19 protein-coding genes and 3 tRNA genes are annotated in these 22405 nt (G+C 43.7%); 15 read left to right on the top strand and 7 right to left on the bottom strand.

What is annotated here, in order from left to right:
- The first annotated feature begins 583 nt into the window (after positions 1–583).
- From F3J22_RS03850 to F3J22_RS03830, 5 genes are read left to right on the top strand one after another with little or no spacing between them, the layout of a single operon-like run.
- Entirely contained in the window at positions 584–3178 is a 2595-nt protein-coding gene (locus F3J22_RS03850) for an NACHT domain-containing NTPase (RefSeq protein WP_167014464.1), read from the top strand.
- Between the two features lie 26 nt (positions 3179–3204).
- The gene (locus tag F3J22_RS03845) at positions 3205–4113 is read left to right on the top strand and encodes a transglutaminase domain-containing protein (RefSeq protein WP_167014462.1); all 909 of its coding nucleotides are present in this window, start codon (positions 3205–3207) and stop codon (positions 4111–4113) included.
- 17 nt (positions 4114–4130) lie between these two features.
- Complete coding sequence (locus F3J22_RS03840; RefSeq protein ID WP_167014460.1) at positions 4131–5981, top strand: chloride channel protein; 1851 nt, start codon at positions 4131–4133, stop codon at positions 5979–5981.
- Between the two features lie 23 nt (positions 5982–6004).
- On the top strand, positions 6005–6610 hold the full coding sequence (locus tag F3J22_RS03835) for an NAD(P)H-dependent oxidoreductase (protein ID WP_167014458.1): 606 nt from the start codon (positions 6005–6007) through the stop codon (positions 6608–6610).
- A gap of 1 nt (position 6611) precedes the next feature.
- The gene (locus F3J22_RS03830; RefSeq protein ID WP_167014456.1) at positions 6612–8507 is read left to right on the top strand and encodes a monovalent cation:proton antiporter-2 (CPA2) family protein; all 1896 of its coding nucleotides are present in this window, start codon (positions 6612–6614) and stop codon (positions 8505–8507) included.
- Positions 8508–8595: 88 nt separating this feature from the next.
- Here the strand turns inward: F3J22_RS03830 and F3J22_RS03825 are convergent, their stop codons facing one another.
- From F3J22_RS03825 to F3J22_RS03815, 3 genes are all read right to left on the bottom strand, one after another.
- Positions 8596–8850: a hypothetical protein gene (locus F3J22_RS03825; protein ID WP_167014454.1), complete on the bottom strand. Its 255-nt coding sequence runs from the start codon at positions 8848–8850 to the stop codon at positions 8596–8598.
- Between the two features lie 33 nt (positions 8851–8883).
- Positions 8884–9105 carry a hypothetical protein gene (locus F3J22_RS03820; protein WP_167014452.1) on the bottom strand — a complete coding sequence of 74 codons (222 nt, stop codon included), beginning with the start codon at positions 9103–9105 and terminating at the stop codon, positions 8884–8886.
- A gap of 123 nt (positions 9106–9228) precedes the next feature.
- Positions 9229–10416 carry a DUF5009 domain-containing protein gene (locus F3J22_RS03815; protein ID WP_167014450.1) on the bottom strand — a complete coding sequence of 396 codons (1188 nt, stop codon included), beginning with the start codon at positions 10414–10416 and terminating at the stop codon, positions 9229–9231.
- 128 nt (positions 10417–10544) lie between these two features.
- Here F3J22_RS03815 and F3J22_RS03810 point away from each other — a divergent pair, with 128 nt between their 5' ends.
- The 10 genes from F3J22_RS03810 to F3J22_RS03765 all read left to right on the top strand — a co-directional run bounded on the left by F3J22_RS03810 (position 10545) and on the right by F3J22_RS03765 (position 18567).
- The gene (locus F3J22_RS03810; protein WP_167014447.1) at positions 10545–12590 is read left to right on the top strand and encodes a M13 family metallopeptidase; all 2046 of its coding nucleotides are present in this window, start codon (positions 10545–10547) and stop codon (positions 12588–12590) included.
- An 89-nt stretch (positions 12591–12679) separates the two neighbouring features.
- The gene (gene hflX, locus F3J22_RS03805) at positions 12680–13828 is read left to right on the top strand and encodes a GTPase HflX (protein ID WP_370459401.1); all 1149 of its coding nucleotides are present in this window, start codon (positions 12680–12682) and stop codon (positions 13826–13828) included.
- Positions 13828–14169, top strand: a complete 342-nt coding sequence (locus tag F3J22_RS03800) for a Rieske 2Fe-2S domain-containing protein (RefSeq protein ID WP_167014444.1) — start codon at positions 13828–13830, stop codon at positions 14167–14169. The genes hflX and F3J22_RS03800 overlap by 1 nt, the downstream gene beginning before the upstream one ends.
- 69 nt (positions 14170–14238) lie before the next feature.
- The gene (locus tag F3J22_RS03795) at positions 14239–15849 is read left to right on the top strand and encodes a glycosyltransferase family 39 protein (RefSeq protein ID WP_167014442.1); all 1611 of its coding nucleotides are present in this window, start codon (positions 14239–14241) and stop codon (positions 15847–15849) included.
- Positions 15850–15999: 150 nt separating this feature from the next.
- Positions 16000–16073: transfer RNA gene (locus tag F3J22_RS03790), tRNA-Asn, on the top strand.
- Between the two features lie 320 nt (positions 16074–16393).
- The gene (locus F3J22_RS03785) at positions 16394–17014 is read left to right on the top strand and encodes a hypothetical protein (RefSeq protein ID WP_167014440.1); all 621 of its coding nucleotides are present in this window, start codon (positions 16394–16396) and stop codon (positions 17012–17014) included.
- Between the two features lie 129 nt (positions 17015–17143).
- Positions 17144–17217: transfer RNA gene (locus F3J22_RS03780), tRNA-Asn, on the top strand.
- Positions 17218–17329: 112 nt separating this feature from the next.
- Positions 17330–17803, top strand: a complete 474-nt coding sequence (locus F3J22_RS03775; protein WP_167014438.1) for a nuclear transport factor 2 family protein — start codon at positions 17330–17332, stop codon at positions 17801–17803.
- A 142-nt stretch (positions 17804–17945) separates the two neighbouring features.
- Positions 17946–18019: transfer RNA gene (locus F3J22_RS03770), tRNA-Asn, on the top strand.
- A gap of 98 nt (positions 18020–18117) precedes the next feature.
- Complete coding sequence (locus tag F3J22_RS03765) at positions 18118–18567, top strand: hypothetical protein (RefSeq protein WP_167014436.1); 450 nt, start codon at positions 18118–18120, stop codon at positions 18565–18567.
- Positions 18568–18580: 13 nt separating this feature from the next.
- Here the strand turns inward: F3J22_RS03765 and F3J22_RS03760 are convergent, their stop codons facing one another.
- From F3J22_RS03760 to F3J22_RS03745, 4 genes are read right to left on the bottom strand one after another with little or no spacing between them, the layout of a single operon-like run.
- The gene (locus tag F3J22_RS03760; RefSeq protein ID WP_167014434.1) at positions 18581–19108 is read right to left on the bottom strand and encodes a hypothetical protein; all 528 of its coding nucleotides are present in this window, start codon (positions 19106–19108) and stop codon (positions 18581–18583) included.
- Positions 19109–19120: 12 nt separating this feature from the next.
- Positions 19121–19711 (bottom strand): LA_2272 family surface repeat-containing protein, encoded by a 591-nt coding sequence (locus F3J22_RS03755; RefSeq protein WP_167014432.1) that lies wholly within the window; start codon positions 19709–19711, stop codon positions 19121–19123.
- 45 nt (positions 19712–19756) lie between these two features.
- On the bottom strand, positions 19757–20563 hold the full coding sequence (locus tag F3J22_RS03750; RefSeq protein WP_167014430.1) for a hypothetical protein: 807 nt from the start codon (positions 20561–20563) through the stop codon (positions 19757–19759).
- 9 nt (positions 20564–20572) lie between these two features.
- Positions 20573–22021 carry a serine hydrolase gene (locus F3J22_RS03745; RefSeq protein ID WP_167014428.1) on the bottom strand — a complete coding sequence of 483 codons (1449 nt, stop codon included), beginning with the start codon at positions 22019–22021 and terminating at the stop codon, positions 20573–20575.
- Positions 22022–22405 lie beyond the last annotated feature (384 nt).

The following is a 22405-nucleotide window of genomic DNA, read 5'->3' as shown; positions in this document are numbered from 1 at the left end:
ACTCTAAGGATAGGCAGCGGTTAAGATGTTATTGGGGGAAAGGATTTTGGTTGATATAATATCACTTCCTTTCTGCCTTGTATACATTCCGATATTTGGTTATACAACTACGACAATTCACAGTATAATCACGAAAGTATAATGTAGAAAGCGTTTATTGATATGCCTTTTTGTTCATTTATTGCCAACGGATCAGTTTGTTCATTTTGAGTTCGCTTTGTTCATTTTATTCATTTTACTTAGCCAACTCACCATTTTGTTCAGGGATTGAAAACAGGGGGATTTATTTTAAATTCTGGCACGAATAGTTAGCATATTTTAACAGCAAATTATCCCGATGATCATATTAATATCTGAGGAACCTCTCTTCTAATTAAATAATTGATAATAATCTTCTTACAAAAAGAAAAAACGGAATAAACCTCCTGCTCTTTACCAATAAATTAAAATAATTTATATGTATAATATATTTTAATACCTCAATTCATTCCATTCATTTTTATTTTTTAAAATCTAAACGGCTGATATCTACGTAATTAACCTATTGTACCGAAATTCCATCAAAATCCATTATTGTCCCCTTATGATAGATATATCCTATGACTTTATTCTGACCTTACAGAAGGAAGTGTTACAAAAATTCGGGGTCGAAGTCATGTCGCCAGGAGAATGCAAGCATCTGGCCCAATCCATACTGGATTCCACCAGGCAGCTGATAAGTGAAACAACCCTCAAAAGAGTGTTCGGATTCGCCGTTGCACAACACAGCTTCTCCCGCTTCACACTGAATACACTCGCACAATATTGCGACTACAAGGACTGGGAAGCATTCCAGCAGCATCACTACCGGATGAGTAATCCGCAGGCAATATCCATTGAAAACGGCACCGCAAAAGAAGCCAAATGGGTAGAACTTAAAACCAAAGCTGCTGCTGTATCCCACTACACCATGCTCACCCTCCAGAACAGATCTGGCATCAATTTCCCATTCACGGTTAAGCGTCAATATATTATTAACCACATTGAGAAATTCCTGGAAAGCAATTACACTGCTACTGCATTAATTGCACCTTCAGGGTGGGGAAAATCCATTTCACTGGTGCATGTAGCAGATCATTTCTGGCATAACAAATCACCAAAAATGAAGGAAGACGTGTGCTGGTTTATCCATGCACATGCCGCCGGAAGCTTGCTGTTGAAAGGTTTCAGCCTTTCCACCTGGCTGGACAATCAACTGAACCACGGTAACGGCGAAAACTTCAGAGAATATTTCGCATCAGAATTTGAAAGAAGAGGCTCACGCCTTATATTAATAATAGACGGATTTGATGAGATAGCCGTATCAGCAGAAAAACTCCGGCTTATCTATTCCAAACTGGAAGACTTCATTTATACCAATGAGAAATTTCCATGGATAAAAGTCATACTTTCTGTCAGAAGCAGTACCTGGAATGAACTGTTTCAACGCCCCAATGACTATTCCTCCTTCCGTCGCTATTGGTACGTAGGTGCTGAAATGGACGAAGAAACGAATATCAACGTTAAACAGTTTGAAGACCAGGAAATCAAGGCCATACTGGAAAAGCACGACTACGGCCCTGACATCATCAACCAGTTTTCAGAGACGTTCCTCCAGAAACTCCGGCATCCTTATTATCTGCAGTTATTCTGCCAGCTAAACCCGGACCCGAAAACATCATTTATCGATGAAAACCTGAGCATGTACGAAATCGTATCCCGGTTTGTACAGAATAAGGTGTTCATCTCTTCTACCAGCTCTTTTAAAATAAAAATCATACAGCGAATGCTTCAGTTAATAGACCTGGGCAGAAACGGTATGTATATTGAAAAGCTGGAACTGCTGGACCAAAGCTCAGAACTATTCCCCGCATACAAGGAATTACTCGCCGATAATATCCTGGTAGAGGAAAACCTCAGCCAGGAAATTATGTACCACGTGAAGGTGCGTTTCGCACATCCGTTCCTGTTAGAATACTTCGTGGCCATGCACTACCTGCAAAAAACGAATCAGCAGGTGAATGAATCCATTTTGCAGGAAATGCTGGACTACCTGCCTTCCTCTTCCTACAGGGTGGGGGTGTTTAAATGGCTGTTACGCTTTGCCATCAACCATAAACAAACCGATGGCATCCTGAAAATGCTGCACCTGCCACTGGCATTGCTGGAAAAATCCCATCTCCTGGAATACCTGGTACTGCACTATCAGCTGGATGGCAACGACCAGATGGAATTACGTTCCATCTTCCCGCAAGGCTTCTTTAAAAAGAACCCCATCAGTAACTTTATCAATGATGAGTTTATCCATTTCAGGAAGAAAAGGGTACTGATGGCATTACTTACCCTCGCTGATACCAAAGAAGATAAACTGAAGATAAGAAGCATGCTGTTTACCATTTCTCTGCTGCAACTGGACGCAGAGGACTGTGAAGCACATCTTCAGGCAATTAAAAAAATCTATAATCCGGGAGAACTGGATGACGAACTGTGGGTAACTCCTCATGAAATCCTCCTGTTTATATACGAACGCCTCAAATTTGGTATGGTCGATGACCAGATCATGCAGAAAATCTATAATTACAAGCATTATCTGAGCGCCGTTTCTAAAAACCACCAGGCCACCATCCCGCAGGAAATCGTTATCCGTAACATGGGGTATGCCCTGTCACTGCTCGATGACTATGAACAGCTTTTGCAGTTCACACAACAGATTTTTGATGCCTACCCTTCACTGGTGCACAGAAAAACTGACTCTTTCAGACTCCAGCTGCTCTGCTGGCAGACACATGCGCTGGCCAGACTCGGAGAAATGAAGAAAGCACAACGCATCTGTAAGCATACAGATAAGGTATTGAAAAATTATTCATCCGATTATTTTGCAAATAAGTATGTAGAATCACTGCAGAAGATGATTACAGCAGATTTCTACTATAAAGAACATGACCTCATCAGAGCCATGCGTGCCGCCGAGAATGCAAATGAAACAGCCCAGAAGCTTGATTTTAAAGTGATCGCCCTCAGAAACCTGAATCTACTCAAAAAACTATACGCACAATTAGACATGTCCAGTAAAATAGCGGGCATACAATCTCAGATAGATAACATCAAAGCAAGTACCTCATTTAAACATGAAGTATTAAACTTTGCTCCCAGATTCTGATAGAATTTTGTTTTCTTGCATAGCAGATGGCTATCGACGAAATCAAATATTCATTTACACAACGACTTGTTCTAAATATACTGAGCCTGTTGACGATTGTCGCGCAAGCTCCCTACCTGAACAGATTCCTGCCACCAATTATGGCAGGCGGTTTTCATGTGGACCTACTCGTGTCAGTAATTATCTCCCTGGCCTTTGTATTCCTGCTTCGCTGGATATTTAAGCCATTGGTTATACCCGTATTTATTACCATATGCTGTATTATGCTGGTAAATAACTTCGGTAAAGGCTATTCTTTCTATAATATTTTTAATGATTATAAAGGGATGGTACAGGGAAACTGGGTAGCCAAAGACAGCAAACAGCTGGATATCCTCAGTCTTTACCCTCATAAGGTAGAAAGCTACCGGGATAAAACTGTTCGGGGTATCCGCGAAAAAATTAATTACAACGATTCTACCGTCAGGAACTTCTCTATCAGGCATTCCCTGGACTATTACGACTCCTATTGGTACAAATATGGCAGTATTGTGCGTTACCTGTCGCTGTTCCGCTATATCAACACCAACTTTAAATATGTGCTGGACTCCAGGCGCGATGAATATTTTGCTACTCCCCAGGAAACCATTCTCAACGGGCTCGGCGGCGACTGCGATGACCATTCCCTGCTGATGACCTCCTGTCTGCAATCCATCGGGGCCAGAACGCGCATTGTACTGATCAAAGGGCACGCCTACCCGGAGTTATATGTAGGCAGCAAGGAGGACTTTGAAGTGATGAAACAGGCCATCATCCTGTTTTTCCCCCGGCCACCGATCAGGGAAATCTATTACCACGAGCTGAAAGGGGAATACTGGATCAACCTCGACTACAGCGCCCGTCATCCGGGCGGTCCATACCTGAATGACAGAGTTTATGCACTCATTGAGCTCTGATCCCCTAAATTTGCGGTATGAGCCAGTTCAAGTATCTACGGAAATATCATAGCTTTTTTAGATTTAAACGGGAATTCGAGCAGTACAGCCTCAAAAAAGCCAGGAGTTACGAAATAGTTATTCATTGGCTTCATAGCAAGCTCACCCGTCAGCAATTTTTGCTGCTATCAGGTATGCTGGTAGGCTGTGGTGCCGGGATGGCCGGTGTTGTTTTGAAAATGCTCGTGCACTACATTCACTATGTCATTACGGACAAGGTCCATTTTCATACACAGGTATTCTTTTATGCGATCTTTCCATTTCTGGGGATTGTACTCACCACGCTGATAGTAGTGTGGTTTTTCAAGGGGCAGTCCAGGAAAGGGATTCCGGCGATTTTACACGAGATAGCGCAAAACTCCAGCTTGATACCACCTGTAAAGATGTATTCCCAGGTATTGCAAAGTGCCGTTACGGTGGGCCTTGGGGGTTCTGCGGGGCTGGAGAGTCCGATTGCAGTTACCGGTGCGGCACTGGGCTCCAATTATGCACGTACCTATAACCTGGGCTATAAAGAGCGTACCCTGCTGCTTGCAGCTGGTGCCACCGCTGGTATCGCGGCCGCTTTTAATGCGCCTATTGCCGGTATGATGTTCGCCTTTGAGATATTGCTTACCGGCGTTGTATTTTCAGATTTTATGCCGCTAATTGTGGCGGCAGTCTGTGGGAGTCTGCTGTCAAAAATTATATTACAGGAAGAAGTCCTTTTTCATTTTGAGTCCAGGTCGCCATTCAATTACCATAACGTTCCCTTTTATATAGTACTCGGGCTGCTGAGTGGGTTTTATGCCCGGTATTATGTGGTCATAGGGCAGAAAGTGGAGCATTTTTTCCATGGCCTGAAGTGGAGCGCTGTACAGAAAGCCATGTTGGGCGGGGTGATCGTATCCGCTTTTTGTGTGGCTATGCCACCATTATTCGGGGAGGGATACACTGTAGTGAAGTCGCTGGCCAACGGCCATGGCGAAACCATTCTGCAGAACAGCTTTTTCCGGTATATGCCGGCACAAAGCCAGTTATTGTTGATTTTCACTGGTGTTATATGCCTGATGAAGGCTTTTGCATCTTCCATTACAATACAGAGCGGCGGTAATGGCGGTAATTTCGCGCCCTCGCTCTTTGCCGGCGGATTCCTGGGATATTTCTTTGCGTTATTGTGCCTGCAGCTGGGGTTTGACACAGCACCTGTTACCAACCTGGTAATCGTAGGCATGGGCGGAGTCATGAGCGGGGTGATGTATGCACCTCTTACCGCCATCTTCCTGATTGCCGAATCCAGCTCCGGGTATGATCTTTTCATCCCACTTATGATAGTCGCCACTATTTCTTATCTTATCAGTAAATGGTTTTCTCCTATCTCTCCCGAAATTAAAGCGCTGGCAGAAGAAGGCAAAGTATTCACCAGGGCCCATGATAAAAACATTTTATCACTGATTAAAATGGAGGATATCCTGGAAACAGAAGTGCAGACAATATCCAGCAATAAGTATTTCAGAGATCTGGTGCCGCTGATTAAGGAAGGCGACAGCAGTAATATTGCCGTAGTAAATGATCAGGGAATTTTTGAGGGCCTGATAGCCCTGGATACGTTACGGCCGATTATGTTCAGCCCGGAACTATATGACACCATTACTGTTAAGAAATTGATGAAGGCACCGGCAGCGGTTATTAATATCAATGAGAATATTGATGAGGTTATAAAAAAATTTGACGCTGTCAATGCCTGGCATTTGCCGGTAGTGAAGGATAAAATGCTGGTCGGGATGATTTCCAAATCAAGAATCCTGAACCACTACCGCAGATTGTTACAGGAATATTCAGAAGTCTGACAATAAGCAAAACGACACCTTGTATGGCCCGTGTACTTATAAATTTTGCGCATCCGGCACTTGAAAAATCGAGGATGCATAAGCAACTCGTTCCTATGTTAAAAACGGTACCGGGGATTACATTCAATGATCTTTACGAGCGGTACCCCGATATGGATGTAGATGTTACCAGGGAACAACGTTTGCTGGAGCAACACGATATCATCATCCTGCAACACCCTGTATACTGGTATAATGCACCTGCTATTATCCGGCAGTGGCAGGACCTGGTGCTGGAACATGGTTGGGCTTATGGCCATACCGGGAAGGCTTTACAGGGGAAATACATGACCAATGCCGTATCTGCCGGCAGCCGGCAGGACCATTACCAGGCAGGTGGTATTCATGGTTTCCCGTTGGAGCAGTTCTTTCTGCCTTTTTCACAGACAGCTGTGCTTTGTAATATGAAGTACGTGTCGCCCTACATTATCTACGGCGTACACCGGATGGATACGTCTGCTATTCAGGAAGAAGTGAAACGTTATAGACAATTGCTGGAGGTATTGAAGTCGCCCGATTTTGATCTGACCACCTTAACTAAGATCAGCCATTTGAATGAGCTGGTCAAAGCACCTATTCAAACCACCTAACATGGATCAACATACGTTGTTATTTCAGTCGATGGTATACCTGGCTGCTGCCATACTTTTTGTGCCATTGGCTAAAAAGATGGGGCTGGGAGCCGTTTTAGGCTATCTGCTGGCAGGAGTTATTATTGGTCCTTCCGTTTCTGGTTTTATTGGAAAAGAGGGGGAAGACATTATGCATTTTGCGGAATTTGGCGTGGTGATGATGCTGTTTCTGATTGGGATGGAGCTGGAACCTGCGTTGTTATGGCGTTTGCGTTCGGCGATACTTGGGCTTGGTGGGTTGCAGGTGATAGGCACTTCTGTAGTGCTCGCCGCAGCATCCTGGTGGCTGGGCCTATCCTGGAACGCCGCCCTGGCATTGGGTATGATCCTTTCACTCTCCTCCACGGCCATTGTGCTACAAACGCTGAATGAGAAAGGGTGGATGCCCACTGCTGCCGGGCAAAGTTCCTTTGCCGTGCTGCTATTTCAGGACATTGCGGTTATCCCTATGCTGGCCATTTTTCCGCTGCTGGCAGGCAATCATGCTGCGGCAGAAAGTGCGGAAGGCGCTTCTATACGGGACAATCTGCCGGCATGGGGACAAACGCTCGTAGTATTAGGCGCCATCATCACGATTGTTATCGGCGGCCGGTACCTGGTGCAGCCCATCATGCGTGTGATTGCCCGTACAAGGGTGAGGGAATTGTTTACCGCCACCGCCCTGCTGATGGTAGTAGCCATTGCGGTACTGATGAACCTTGTAGGACTGAGTTCAGCGCTGGGAGCATTTCTGGGAGGTGTTGTACTTGCCAATAGTGAATACCGCCACGAGTTGGAAAGCGATATCGAGCCATTCAAAGGGCTATTGCTGGGGCTATTCTTCATTGCAGTAGGAGCTTCCATTGATTTTAAACTTATTATGCAGCAGCCCTGGATTATACTGGGACTCGTTTTTGGTATTATGGCCATCAAAGGGCTTGTATTATTTGGCTTGGGCAAGCTGTTCAAACTCAGTCTGGACCAGAATCTGCTGTTCTCTTTCGCGTTATGTGATATTGGAGAATTTGCTTTTGTTTTGTTGTCGCTTACTTCGCAGAGTAATATCCTGGACAAACATACAACAGGCATGATGACCGCTGTAGTAGCCATTTCCATGGCGATGACGCCCTTGCTGATGCTGCTGTATGAAAAATTGGTACAACCACATTTTACTATCTCCGCAAAAACAGAACGTGATCCTGATGAAATCGACGAACACAACCAGGTGATCATTGCCGGATTTGGTCGCTTTGGTAGCATGACAGGGCGTTTCCTCCGTGCAAACGGTATTAAGGCGACTATCCTCGATATGGATTCTGACAGAGTGGATGCACTGCACCGACTTGGTATTAAGGTTTATTATGGAGACGCTTCCAGGTATGATATGCTGGCAGCAGCGGGTGCCGCAAAGGCAAAGATCCTGATCATTGCCATGGATGATGCTGAAAAAACCGCGGCAGTAGTAAAAATAGTAAAGCGCTACTTCCCGCATCTGCAGCTGCTGGTGCGTTCTATGGATATCGAAGATACCTTTGATCTGATGGACCTCGGGGTATTACATATCTACAGGGAAACTGTTGACACCTCTTTGCGGCTCGGCGTAGATGCGTTGGAGTTATTAGGGATTAGAGCATATCATAGTCACCGTGCAGCGCGTACCTTTTTAAAACAGGATGAGCGCTCGCTGAAAAGTCTTTCAGCAGCACGTGAAGACAAGAAAGAGTTTGTCAGTGCGATGAAGGAAAGAATTGATGAAATGGAAAAACTGATTACGTCTGATAAGATCAAAACATGGCTTGATGAAGGGGAGGGCTGGGATAGCACCAGTATCAGAGACGAAGCGAAAGGAGAACCTGATGCAACCGCTACTAAATAAGCAGACAATACAAATCTGATTGCCAGATACTTTTCAGCTGATACCTTCGGTATCAGCTGTTTTAGTTTAGTTCTGCGCTGTTTCTATTTTATTTAGCGATATGCGCGATGATAAGCTCTGCCACGTGATGCAATAAATTCACATCTATTTGCTTTGGTGAATCATGTAGCGGCTTGCTGGAAACGGCTCTTACAAAACCTTCTTCGTCGGGTTCGAAGGTAATTTCCTGTTCTGCAATATCTACTTTATATACTGTTTTGAATGGAAGCTCAGATGTTCTTACTTCCAGGATATGTGGCTGTCCTTTATATTCAAATTTCAAGGTGAAATTAGCTGTCTGCATATTGGGTTATCGCTGTGCGGATCAGGCGCTGGCTTATTTATGCCGGTAATTCCTCATACTTGCTTTGGTATCTTTCGATAATTCGTGAATACCCCAAACTGAAAGATAGGCCAGTCCGCTGATGATTAAAATATAGCCAACAAAACCGAGGGTATGAAACCATGTGGATAATACCCAGTCATTTGTGTCGGCGTACTGCGCTAAGATAGCTAAAATAGCGCCTGTAACGGTTAATATGATTGCGATTTTTTTCATGGGGGGCGATTTTAGGAAGAGATTGTAATACGATCACTGTCTGCTGTAAAACGGTTCGGGTACTACAATATCTACGTAAAATCAACACCCGTAAGATGTTAATAGCTATATTTTTTATGGAGATTATAGTTGTAGTCTGATACCCAGTTTATTAAGTCCTTTTACCAGGAATAGCATCAGTACGGCAAAGCAGGCACTCCACAAAATCCCTGTCCATCCTTCACCGAAAGCGTCAGGATATTGCAGGCCGAAAAACAGCATGGCGAAGTAAATGATATCAGGCAAAATATAGGTCAGTAAAGGATTTGAACCTGCCGGCGCGAAAAAACCTGTCCATCGGGTTACCTGTTTAACATCTACCAGAAAAAATAAAATTGAATAAACGACTACACAAATAGCAGCGCTGTTTAGTGCCCAGCTTGGTGTGGCGTGTATTTTAGATATTTTATACTGGGGGTGCAGGCAGATGCTGGCAATCATCAGCAGAATAAAAAAGCCTGTAACACGTGAAATCAATTTAGAGCCATTCAAATCCAGGTCTTCATCAAAATAAAACAATGACAACAACAAACCACAGAGTACAATTGCTGTGTGTACAGCATTTACCGCTTGTCCACCGATCCAGGCCAGGCTGCTATTCTGTATAAATGGCTGATGTACCACCGCATAATAGGCGATACAAATGGCTATCATCAGGAAGATGCCACCGCTGGCACCTTTCACCAGCTGGTAGATGATGGAGGCATACAGATAAGCCCAGCCAATGAGCCCTAAAATCCCCCACCATTGCGGCTCGAGATAATGTGTACCCTCTTTTCCTCCCCGGTAGATATAGCCCAGATAGATTAAGCCGGCCATACCAATGAGTTTTAGTAAGATGGCCAGCCATTTTTGTTTGAACCTGTATACGTTCCATACCAGTATAGCAGCGCCGTAAAACAGCAGTGCCCATGCGGGTTCAGACATGCCAGTGGCCTCTTTGTTTAATCTGCCGGTATTTACCATAAAAAGTCCCAGCACCAGCAAACCTAAAGTTCGCCAGGCGATATGCCCCTGTAGTTTCCAGAAGCTGTCGCCCTTTGCCAGTCTGTTGTTGATGGCAAACGGAATCGACATACCTACAATAAAAAGAAAGGCGGGAAAAACGACATCTACGAAGGTCATACGATCTTCGTCGGCATGGGCATGTTCCAGCCAGGAGGGGATACCGGCTACACCTGCAACATTATTGACGAAGATCATCACCAGGATAGTGATGCCTCTGAAGGTATCGATAGAACCTATGCGTCCTTTTCTCAGATTATTGATCATATGCGATTGAATAAATAGCGGACATAAAATACGACATCTGGCGGACACCCTTTAAGAATTCTCCATGAGCGGAATCTGCCAGTCGTGAAAAACCGGTAACTTCAGTTATAAACCATTTTTCATCACATATGAAGCAAAATCTAATTGCCGGCATCGGCTTTACCGCTTTATCTGTCTTAATGGCGTGTAACCAGGGACAGAAAAAAGAAGCAGCCAAAGCAACCCCCGACCCGCTGGCCGCCAACAGAGACACCACCATTAACCCCAGGCAGGATTTCTTTGAATATGCCAATGGCGGATGGATCAAGAGAAACCCAATCCCGCCTGAATATAGCTCCTGGGGCATCGGTAACCTGGTACAAGAAGAACTCTACACCAGGTTACGTGAGATCAATGAAAAAGCAGTCGCTAACCCTTCAGACCCTATATCCAAAAAGATCGCAGCTTTCTGGAAAGAAGGCATGGACTCTGTAAAGCTGAATGCTGACGGCATCAAGCCTATTGAGCCAAAGCTGAAAGCCATTGATGGCATTACTAATCTGCAGGAGCTGGCGCAGGTAAGTGCACAGTTAAGCACATTTGCAGGCGTTTTATCCGTCATCGGTATTGAGCAGGACGCGAAAAACAGCGAACGTATGTCCGTCATCTTCTGGCAGGGCGGCATTGGCTTACCTAACAGAGATTATTATTTCAATACAGATGACCGTACTGCAAAAATCAGGGCCGCTTATCCGGGCCATATTTCCAGGATGTTGCAGTTTACCGGCATGAGCGCAGCAGCAGCCAGCAGTGCAGCAGCCGATATCGTAAAGCTGGAAACCATCCTGGCAAAAAACAGCCGCAAACTGGAAGCACTCCGCGATCCGGAGGCGAATTACCATAAAATGCCGGTGAGCAAGCTGAATCAGCTGGCAGGGAATATTGACTGGAGCAAATACCTGCAACAGCAGGGCATCAGCAAATTTGCTGATACTGTGATTGTGGGCCAGCCGGAATTCTATACCGCCTTAAGCAATGCCCTGAAATCAGAGAAGCTGGAAACCTGGAAAAATTACCTGAAATGGATGGTAGTAAGCGAAGCAGCTCCTTATCTGAGTGATAGCATCAGTTATGCAGATTTTGAATTCTATGGCAAACTGCTGAGTGGAAGAGAAAAGCAACAGGTTCGCTGGAAACGTGTACTGAATGCTGAAGAAAAAGCCATGGGCGAGGCATTGGGACAACTGTTCGTAAAAGAGTATTTCCCTGCCAAAGCTAAAAAACGCTATGAAGACCTGGTAGAAGATATCCGCGGTGCGCTTAAGACACGTATCCAGAACCTTACCTGGATGAGCGACAGCACTAAAGAAAAAGCGCTGTACAAGCTCTCTAAAATCACCAAAAAAGTAGGTTATCCTGATAAATGGAAAGATTTCTCTGCCATGGATATCAAGGAACAGTCTTACTTCGACAACGTTTATCAGGCCGGGCTCTGGTGGCATCAATACAGTATCAACAAGCTGGGCAAGCCGGTGGACCGTACCGAGTGGGACATGACCCCTCAGACCTACAACGCTTATTACAACCCGAGCAACAACGAAATCGTGCTGCCGGCGGGTATTTTCACCGTTCCGGGCAAGCGCGACGCAGAACTGGACGATGCGCTGGTATATGGTTATGCAGGCGCGTCTACCATCGGCCATGAGATCACCCATGGCTTTGACGACGAAGGCCGTCAGTTTGATGCAGCGGGTAACCTGAAAAGTTGGTGGAGCAAAGAAGATGAGAAAAAATTCAACGAGCGTGCAGCCGTAATGGTGAAACAATTCGATGGATATGTGGTAGTAGACAGCTTACATATCAACGGTAAAGCGACACTGGGAGAGAACATTGCAGACCTCGGCGGTATCTTGCTGGGCTGGGATGCCTTCCAGAAAACCGAACAGTTCAAGAAAAACGAGAAAATCTCCGGTTTGACGCCATCAGAGCGCTATTTCCTGGGATATTCCCTGGGATGGGTGAGCCATACCAAGAAAGAAGAGTTGGCCAGAAGGGTGCTTACCGATGTACATTCTCCGGCGAAATTCAGGGTGAACGGGCCTTTCAGCGATGTAGACGCATTTTATGAAGTTTATGGCCTGAAACCGGGAGATGGTATGTACAGACCTGATAGTCTGCGGGTACGTATCTGGTAGATAATCCGCTTTTTTCTCAGTAATTTTGCGTCAAATTCTGAAACACATTGATTGAGAAAAAACAAGTTGTAAAACAAGAAGAAAGGGCGGTGATTGTAGGAGTAATCACCAAAGACCAGACGGAGCGCCAGGTACAGGAGTTCCTGGACGAGCTGGTATTTCTGGCTGAAACAGCCGGAGCCCAGACTGTTAAACGTTTTACGCAAAGGCTGGCTCACCCGGACCGTACTACATTCGTAGGGAAGGGTAAGCTGGAAGAGATCCATCAGTTTATTGCCGGTAGAAATATAGACCTTGTCATTTTTGATGATGAGCTGACAGGCTCACAGATTTCGAATATATCTAAGGTATTGAAGGTGAAGGTGATTGACCGCAGTGACCTGATCCTGGATATTTTTGCGCGCCGCGCCCGTACTGCGCAGGCAAAGGTACAGGTAGAGCTGGCACAGTACCAGTATATCCTGCCTCGTCTGCGTGGTATGTGGAGCCACCTTGAGCGTCAAGGGGGTGGTATCGGTAGCAGGGGACCTGGTGAAACGGAGATCGAAACAGACCGCCGTATCGTAAAAGATAAGATCTCGCTGTTGCGTAAACGTTTGGCGGAGATAGACAAGCAGTCGCTCACCCAGCGTAAGGAAAGAGGTGAATTTATCCGTGTGGCCCTGGTAGGTTACACCAACGTAGGAAAGAGTACTACCATGAACCTGCTCAGTAAGAGTGAGGTTTTTGCGGAGAACAAACTTTTTGCGACGCTGGACACTACTACCCGCAAGGTGGTATTCGAGCAAACGCCATTTCTGCTGAGTGATACTGTAGGTTTTATCCGTAAACTCCCACACCACCTGGTAGAGAGTTTCAAATCCACGCTGGACGAAGTAAGGGAAAGTGATATCCTGCTGCACGTAGTAGATATTTCACATCCTCAGTACGAAGAACAGATTGAAGTAGTAAACCGCACCTTACAGGAGCTGAAGGCCTTTGACAAGCCTACGATTCTCATCTTTAACAAGATGGACCTGTATGAGCAGAATACTTTCGATGAGTGGCTGGCACCAGAGATCAAGGAAGAAATTTTGACTAAGCTGAAAGCAGACTGGGATGTCAAAACCAATGGTAATACCGTATTCATCAGTGCTGCCGAGAAGCGGAACATTGAGGAATTACGTAAAACCATTATGGACAAGGTTAGCCAGCTTTACCGCGAACGTTATCCTTACAAAACAGAATTCTTCTATTAATGGCCAAACAGTATACCTGGCACAAACTGGATGAATACAGTTTGCCACTCCGGGATAATGACATCAACATACTGGAAGTTAATGGCAAAAAGCTTAGCTGCACCCGGTTTCAGGGGCAGCTTTTTGCTTTTGCCCATAAGTGTCCGCATGCCAGCGGGATCATGGCAGATGGCTTTATTGACAGTGCCGGCAATGTAGTATGTCCTTTGCACCGTTACCGTTTTGACATCCGCAATGGTCGTAATACCAGCGGCGAAGGGTATTTCCTGAAAACATATCCCATAGAACAGCGTGAAGACGGCGTTTACCTGGGAATGGAGAAGAGTGGATGGTTATGGTAAGGGGATTATCATTCTGTTAAAAGTAGGAGGGCGGGGTAAAGGTTTAGTCGTATGCAGTAACTTTTCGATATGCTTACAACCAGTTACCGACCTGCCAACATCACTGAGCGGCAAGTGTGGCAATTATTTATTGTGATACTTGTTTTATTGCAGTTCAGTGCCTTATTTGTTCCTGTTCTGGAGCCCGATGCCGCCCTATACGCAGGCATTTCCAAAACCATGGTGCTGCGCCATGATTATATGAATTTATTTGTTGACGGCCACGATTGGCTGGACAAACCCCATTTCCCCTTTTGGATTGCAGCATTCAGCTTTAATATTTTCGGCATACATACCTGGTCGTACAAGCTTCCGGCGATACTTTTCCTGTTGCTGGGCGTGTGGTATACCTGGCGTTTTGCCCGGGAGATATATGATGAAACCGTTGCCAGGTGGGCAGTATGTATACTGCTGACCGCCGAGCACCTGGTATTATCCAACAATGATGTACGTGCAGAGCCTTATCTGACGGGACTTATCATTGCAGCAGTCTATCATTTCCACCGTAAGCAGGTGGTTCCTGGCGCCATATTTACGGCATGTGCCATCATGACCAAGGGCATATTTGCTATTGTGCCTATCGGTGCTGCCATAGGCGGGCATTTGTTATTTTCGGGGCAGGGCAGGGAGCTGCTGCGGTGGCGCTGGCTGCTGGCGATTGTGCTCACCGCCTTATTCACAACTCCGGAATTATATTCGCTGTATACACAGTTCGACTTACATCCTGAGAAAGTTGTTTTTGGTCGTACGGCGGTATCAGGGTTACACTTTTTCTTCTGGGACAGCCAATTCGGGCGTTTTATGAACACCGGACCGATTAAGGGTAGTGGTGATCCGTTTTTCTTCTTTCATACGATTTTATGGGCCTTTCTGCCCTGGTCCGTGATGTTATACGCAGCAGTGATCGTATTTATCAGGAAATGGAAGTCGCAGGTAGAGTATTATTGCATCAGCGGTGCATTGGCGACCTTTGTATTGTTTTCACTGTCGCGGTTTCAGCTACCGCATTACATGAATATCATATTTCCGTTTTTTGCCATCCTGACCGCAAAATATATTCTGTCGCTGCATACAGAAAAGGGGCTTAAATTTTTCAGGGTCACACAATACACGATCATTATACTGGTAGCCGTGCTGGGAGTGGTGATAGACCTGTTATACAAGCCGGCCATGCATTTTCTGTGGTTGATACCAGCAGGCACCTTGCTACTGCTGTATGTACTGTTGCGCTATTGGATGGATAAAACCACGAAGCAGGCGGTGTTCTACAGATCCGTAGCCATCAGCATCCTGTTAAATTTATATTTGAATACTGTCTTATATCCTGATATGATGCAGTACCAGAGCGGTACTACCGCTGCCCAATACCTGAATAGTGCTTTGCCTGGTCAGGCAGTAACGATGTATAAGGCACATTCCTATTCGCTGGAATTTTACGCTAAAGCGCCGGTGGCAGTGAGTGATACTGTCAATGGAGCGGGGCTTTACTTCACGAATAAGGAGGGGTTGGAGCATTTCCACAAGTATACACTCATTAAAACTTTCCCTCAATTCTGGGTGAGTAAGCTGGATTTACCATTTGTCAGAAAAGCAACGAGAGCCGGGGCTTTGGAGGAGAGATACCTTGTGTCAGGATATTAGTCTAAAAAATATATTGTCTCAAAACCCTTTACCACAGGGGATTTAAGAAGATCTTCCGAAAAAATTTAAAAAAATCTGTATTAAGATTTTGCAGAAATAAAAATTTGCCTATTTTTGCAATCCCAAATCGCACAAACGGTACGGGAAAATTCCTCCTTAGCTCAGTTGGTTAGAGCATCTGACTGTTAATCAGAGGGTCGCTGGTTCAAGTCCAGCAGGGGGAGCGAAAAACGAAAGGCTTGCAGTAATGCAGGCCTTTTTTGTTTTATGTTAGTTCACATTGAAAAATAAACACAAGACAAATTCCATCCCTGCCTTTCCAAATAATATTTCAAACCTGCTTTCGACCAAAGCGCCACCGTGGCTGACACCTCAATACGCCAGCAATCTCCGGTCAATTTAGCTTATTCACCCGCAACTGATTTTCCTATCTTGGACGCACCGGAAGAAAATGTCTATGACAAAATAATAGTTTTAAAAAACAACAAATAACGTTATCGCCTACACGTAGCATATTTTATATACACGTACTTATTCCAATATCATGAAATACTTAATATTGTCAGTACTCTTAGCGGCAGGAGTAACCGCCGCACAGGCACAAATAAAGCGCAACTCCTGCTCCTGGGAGTCTTGGACAAACAACACTGTTCCCCGGCAAATCACTAAGTTATTGATCATCTCCTCCGGTCATATGTCGGGCAGGAAAGTCGTACAGGACCTCAAATATGCGCTGGATCAGAAGTTAGGAAAAAAGCAGGCGTCAACGGTTTTCATTTACATGGGAGAAACATGGAATGTTACACCCGATACCATTCGTCATATTGCCCGTTTATATCCACATGATGCTATATTGTTGGTTACTCCGCAGGGGACAACAGATCGAACTTCTTCCTTTTCCCCTACCACCTCGTGGTATAGCCGCAAAAAATATGTACCAAACGTTGCCGGCCCTTTCGCTCAGGAAACCGGAACTGCTACGAAATATGAAAATATAGATATGATTTCAACGTTGGATCTGTTGGACGATGATAACATTGATCAGCCATACTGGTCTGCTCATATGAAGCTGCATACAGTTCTTAGCTCCAGGAGATTATATGTAAAAATGGCGAATCAGTTGCTGAGTGACTGGAAGAAACAACAAATAAACATAGGTGGCTAATTCTCTTATAGTTATAGATATTTTTTATATCACACAAATTTCGTTTTGATTTGCGTGATAATTTACTACATTTGCGACCCGGAAAGCTGGTCTAATAACCAGATTTCCAGGAGAATAAAGCAGTTATACTCCTCCTTAGCTCAGTTGGTTAGAGCATCTGACTGTTAATCAGAGGGTCGCTGGTTCAAGTCCAGCAGGGGGAGCAAAGGTTATAGGTTGTAAGACTTATAACCTTTTTCTTTTTACAGCATTGGCCATCTGACTCCGTGACGTGCCATCTATCTCTATTACTACTTTCACTTTAAAGCCGATAATATGAAATCTCCATTTGCTTTATTATTACTATGCCTTGGCATATCCATCAACCTGATGGCTCAAAACAGCGATTACAAGCCGAAAGATCCCGCATTATACAATACCATTGCACATATGGACAGTGTTATGTTCAATGCGTTCAACAACCAGGATATAAGTCTACTGAGAACCGTATTTGCGGAGAATGTGGAATTCTACAATGATGGCGGGGGCGTATCTGATTATAACACGACTATCCGCAATTTTGAGGCGATGTTTCAGCGGAATCGTGAAAGCGGTCTAAAAAGAACGTTAGTTCCTGGCTCACTGGAAGTATATCCAGTTCCCGGATTTGGCGCCATAGAAACAGGCCTGCATCGCTTTACGCACATAGAAAACGGTAAGACAGAAGAAGCGGTAATGAAGTTTGTACAAATCTGGCAATTCAGGGATAACCAGTGGAAAGCCACCAGGGTAATAAGTATAGGGCATTAAAACGTTGCAGCACCCCAGTAAACTGATGATTAATTTTCTTTCTTTAGAAAAAAAATCTTTGAAATTTTAATACGTTTATTACATTTGCGACCCGGAGAGCCGGCCTAACAACCGGATTTCCAAAAGAATAAAGCAGTTATACTCCTCCTTAGCTCAGTTGGTTAGAGCATCTGACTGTTAATCAGAGGGTCGCTGGTTCAAGTCCAGCAGGGGGAGCAAAAAATCGGAAGGCTTGCAGAAATGCAGGCCTTTTTTATTTTGCAAATTCACTTCCTGATAAACCCTAGATACTTGCCTTATTAAGAACTATAACTATGGCTAATGCAGATAAATTTGACCTCGAAATAATTATTCCTTCGACAATTGAAGTAGTTCATATGGAAGATAAAGTCAGATTCCGTGGAAATAAAAAGGATATAGATCAGTTTGTACAGGAATTTTATAAGCTCAAAGCACTAACAGACGGGCAATTGTGTAAACTGGGAAATTATGTCCTGAAGGTTTCTGATTATATTACAGAGGATAGCATAAAGCCCAACTGGATAGAGTTACCAGCATGCGCCTGGGGAATTATGGGTAGTAAATTCCGGGAGGTAGCTAATGAACTAGAGGATAACCCTTTCGACTTTAATGATTGCGCTTACACTAATAGGATTCCATTCGACATTGGCGTGGAAGTAATGGATTTGCCAATTCAATACATGATATTTCATGAGGATGGAACCTATGAAACCAAAATCATTCATAGGTCTTCTGTTGAATAGTTTTTTTTAATGCTTATTTAGTCAGATACCTACTCTTCCCCGAGCCATCATCAATGGTTTTAAGCATATAATCTATCTCTTTCTGCTGCCACAAGGCGAAAAGCCGATTCATTGCCGGAATATGCTCCGGCAATAGCAACAATGTGGCTTTAACCCTTTCTCCATGGTGTGAAAATGAGATATAGTTATCTACGCCTTCGCTTACACTTCGCGCATAGTTTTGGCCATAATAACTCCCGTAAAAAAACAGGATGTTATCAATTGCTGTCAGTTGGTATTTACAAGTTCCTTCAAGCGTAGTTATCGTAATATCATCATCTGTTAACAGACATTGTCCAGCCTCTTTATAACTCTTTATAAAAGCGCCAATTATAGGAATGATTAATAATAGTCCACCAGGAATAACTGCATAAACTCTCAGGAAAGGAATAAACAGTAAGACAATAATGACCAGCACTTCAACTATCGCAAACACTCTCAGCATTTTAGTCAGCCTGGTGATAATATATTCTACTCTTGTAAAAAGAACATAATAAGTCATATCATAAAAGATCTACGCCCTGAAATTCCAGTTAATCAATGGCAACTTCCTGCGTTCATTACAATTCCAAAGTCCGATTTGAATTCCCCTTGTTTTCTTGCTTTTGTTCACAGCACCAATCTGCAAGCCTCTCATCTGGTAGCATAGATTGTAGGCCAACGCAAACTGTATACCATTATGCGCCTGGGTGTAGTTAAATGTCGCAATGGAAATACCATTGGTTCTATTGGTAAGATGCCCGATAAATCCAAGAGAAATACCATTTACAACATAAGCACCCCCGATACCGGTTCCGGAAATGTTTATGCCGTTAATAATCTCTGTGGGAGATTCTTTCTTTACTTCTGCTAATGCACTGTCGCTATCAACGGTCGGATCGGAAGGAACGAATGCCACCAGTATACCTTCTCCAATAATCGATAGCCGCAATCCATTGGTGTAGGTATGTTTGGGACCATCAGTAAAATTCCAGAGACCTACAGACAAGCCATAAATAGTGGTGTTTTTTTGTTGAAAAGTCCAGGCAGGGAAATAGACTTTCTGTTGCTGCGCTACAACCTGCATGGTCAGCACCATGAGCAGGCACGTGATAATTACTTTCATTTCAGTACAGGATTTATACTACAATTAAGAATATTATCTGATCATTTACATGCTACATTTCTGCTTCACATCTTCTGAAAAAAATCGGGGAACATGAAGGTAAGCTTTGCTCATAGGCACCCAATAGCTCTTTCTATCATCAATGGTAATCTGGCAACTATCACCTTCACAGCAGGCGCAATGGACAATTTCTACCTGCACTATTGAATCGCTTACAAGTTTATATACACCAAACCGCATGGCCATATCTGCACAACCATCGCTTCTATAGGAATAAATCTGTTTCGTTTTTTTATCATACTCCGCCGAGATAATTTCATCAAAGTTTTTTACGGGAATAAAACTGTCATTTTTAAATAACCAAAGATCGGAAAGCTCTCCCGGATGGATATCCCAATAGTGTTTTACGAGTTTAAAATCAGGGATACCATCACCATTGAAATCACTGAAGGTATAAAAATCGAAGATACTGTAAAAATTGGGGCCCGACTCCTGCCTATGTAATGTAAAAATCGTATCCCATCGTTCGCCGGATTGCTTTAGGATAAGCACTTCTGACACAGAATCATTCATAAAATAGTGCATGGCCGCATATTTTTTTGAATTACCAAACAAATGACCAATATGCATGGAATACCACATTTCATCTTTGTCAAACTTTGATGAATCGCTATACAGATTAAACATACTGTCCAGATCGGACTTAACCATGTGATAATCAGTCATCCCTTCATCAGTATCTGCTGTAGCATGCAAAGATGTATCAACAGCCCGAATAGTAGCATCCGGACTGTTTTTATGCTTACACGCAAAAAATAAAATAGCAAATAACAGTACAGCAGCCACTTTCATGTGTGCTAATTAATCAATTTTCTTCGCAAATCCTTTACCTCCAACATTAAATCCAGTCACAGTACCTTTTTCATCTTTTTTAAACTGGAACATCATACCCATCTGGTATATAAAAAACTCCTCCGGACTTGTAAAATTCATCTCCCAATTAATTCCACTGTAATTAATGGACAATTTTCCTTTATCCAGATTCACCACAGCAGTATCTCCATTAAACAAATACTTGCCTACATAAGTACTTGCAGGGACTTCATTGATATTAAGCAGGTGTTTTTCCATCGGTTTGTAAAAATCTTTCCAGCCATATGCCTTAGCTACGCTGTTTACGATTTCCATCAACAGCATATCATCATTGCCATTGCTCATTACTACCACACCATCTCCATTTTCAAGGCAACCATAGTGAACACAGGTAAATCCTTCATCACCGCCACTGTGCATGAAGTAGTGGTTACCACCAATCTCACCGATAAAACTTCCCATTGCAGTGCCGCTATTTAGCACCGGCGTTAATCTTTTTCGTGTATACTCTTCCGTTAGTATCCGGTTGGATTTTCCAATGTATGCCAACTGGGTTTCAATAACGTACTTACTGTAATCCGAAGGAGTTGTCCAGAGTCCTGCTGCTGCTTCTTCAGGGTATATGTGGTATTTTCCGGCAACGGGTGTACCTGTAAAGCTATATCCTGTGGCTAGCAGTGCCTGTTTTTCTTTGGGTGGCGGTTGCGTAAAAGAGCTGCTGGTCATACCAAGTGGCTTCAAAATCTTTTCATTCATAAATTTATCATAAGGCAATCCTGTTACGTCTGCCAGGATTACCTGAGAAATAGTAGTACCACCACCGGAATACTCCATTTTTACACCTGGCTCAAACTGCGACCTGACAGCAGGGGAGTTGGCAGGTCTTTTACCGTCCAGTATCTGTGTGATAGTTGGAATAGAATCTCCGACAGCGTAGCCGTCGAAGCCGTGTACATTGAGTCCTGCCGTATGTGTCAGGAGGTTGGCGATAGTTATTTTCTTATTGTGAGATACAGTATCATAGGGGAATTTCCAGGTTTTCAGGTAATTGTTGATATCTGTATTAAGATCGAGTTTCTTGTCCTGTGCCAGTTTCACGATCGCTACTGCATTCAGCGACTTACTCATAGAGGCCGCCTGGAACAGCGTATTAACGGTTACGGGCGTATGGCTTTCTGCATCTGCATAGCCATAACCTTTGGCCCATTCCACTTTATAATTGTGAATAACGGCAATGGATACACCGGGAACATGGTGATAAGCCAGGCGTTCAGCAATAGTCCAGCCTGCTGCATTATCGGTATGCACCCAGCCACAGAGGCCATTTTCGACCTGCTGTATCTTTTCCTGAACACTATCTGAATTTTTTGTCTGTGCAAAACAAAATGTGGGAAGGGCTAATAATAAAATGCCCAAGTTGATAAGTGCGCGTCTCATTATGGGGTAGTGTTAATTATAATACCAAATTAGAAAAATCTATCTCTTTATTATAAATCAGGTAAACAGATATTTTCAGTAAGATTATCAAGTAATTTTAAATATTTAGAAACCAATTTGTTACAATTAAAATCTCTTCATAGTCTCCATTATATCGTATACCCGGTGTAGTTAGCATTAAAAAAATTTAGGAGATAATTTAATCCTTCATCGGTTTTAACGATCAAATTGTTCATCTTTGCGGCGGATTCTGTTTTATAGGAAGATAAGAATAAGACCAAAGAACATTAAGAAAACAGAATACGGAAATTGGTTGCTGGTAAATACTAAAAGTAGGTTTTGAAAGCCTTTTAACTGATACTGCGTTTAAAAAGCAGTATGATA

This window comes from Chitinophaga sp. Cy-1792, assembly GCF_011752935.1.
In the GTDB taxonomy this organism is placed as follows: Bacteria; Bacteroidota; Bacteroidia; order Chitinophagales; family Chitinophagaceae; genus Chitinophaga.
This window is presented reverse-complemented; position numbering and strand designations above follow the sequence as displayed.

What these genes read in the sequence shown, in the direction of transcription:
- F3J22_RS03850 (WP_167014464.1), top strand. Translation starts at nt 584, where the DNA reads ATGATAGATATATCCTATGACTTTATTCTGACCTTACAGAAGGAAGTG.
- F3J22_RS03845 (WP_167014462.1), top strand. Translation starts at nt 3,205, where the DNA reads ATGGCTATCGACGAAATCAAATATTCATTTACACAACGACTTGTTCTA.
- F3J22_RS03840 (WP_167014460.1), top strand. Translation starts at nt 4,131, where the DNA reads ATGAGCCAGTTCAAGTATCTACGGAAATATCATAGCTTTTTTAGATTT.
- F3J22_RS03835 (WP_167014458.1), top strand. Translation starts at nt 6,005, where the DNA reads ATGGCCCGTGTACTTATAAATTTTGCGCATCCGGCACTTGAAAAATCG.
- F3J22_RS03830 (WP_167014456.1), top strand. Translation starts at nt 6,612, where the DNA reads ATGGATCAACATACGTTGTTATTTCAGTCGATGGTATACCTGGCTGCT.
- F3J22_RS03825 (WP_167014454.1), bottom strand. Translation starts at nt 8,850, where the DNA reads ATGCAGACAGCTAATTTCACCTTGAAATTTGAATATAAAGGACAGCCA.
- F3J22_RS03820 (WP_167014452.1), bottom strand. Translation starts at nt 9,105, where the DNA reads ATGAAAAAAATCGCAATCATATTAACCGTTACAGGCGCTATTTTAGCT.
- F3J22_RS03815 (WP_167014450.1), bottom strand. Translation starts at nt 10,416, where the DNA reads ATGATCAATAATCTGAGAAAAGGACGCATAGGTTCTATCGATACCTTC.
- F3J22_RS03810 (WP_167014447.1), top strand. Translation starts at nt 10,545, where the DNA reads ATGAAGCAAAATCTAATTGCCGGCATCGGCTTTACCGCTTTATCTGTC.
- F3J22_RS03800 (WP_167014444.1), top strand. Translation starts at nt 13,828, where the DNA reads ATGGCCAAACAGTATACCTGGCACAAACTGGATGAATACAGTTTGCCA.
- F3J22_RS03795 (WP_167014442.1), top strand. Translation starts at nt 14,239, where the DNA reads ATGCTTACAACCAGTTACCGACCTGCCAACATCACTGAGCGGCAAGTG.
- F3J22_RS03785 (WP_167014440.1), top strand. Translation starts at nt 16,394, where the DNA reads ATGAAATACTTAATATTGTCAGTACTCTTAGCGGCAGGAGTAACCGCC.
- F3J22_RS03775 (WP_167014438.1), top strand. Translation starts at nt 17,330, where the DNA reads ATGAAATCTCCATTTGCTTTATTATTACTATGCCTTGGCATATCCATC.
- F3J22_RS03765 (WP_167014436.1), top strand. Translation starts at nt 18,118, where the DNA reads ATGGCTAATGCAGATAAATTTGACCTCGAAATAATTATTCCTTCGACA.
- F3J22_RS03760 (WP_167014434.1), bottom strand. Translation starts at nt 19,108, where the DNA reads ATGACTTATTATGTTCTTTTTACAAGAGTAGAATATATTATCACCAGG.
- F3J22_RS03755 (WP_167014432.1), bottom strand. Translation starts at nt 19,711, where the DNA reads ATGAAAGTAATTATCACGTGCCTGCTCATGGTGCTGACCATGCAGGTT.
- F3J22_RS03750 (WP_167014430.1), bottom strand. Translation starts at nt 20,563, where the DNA reads ATGAAAGTGGCTGCTGTACTGTTATTTGCTATTTTATTTTTTGCGTGT.
- F3J22_RS03745 (WP_167014428.1), bottom strand. Translation starts at nt 22,021, where the DNA reads ATGAGACGCGCACTTATCAACTTGGGCATTTTATTATTAGCCCTTCCC.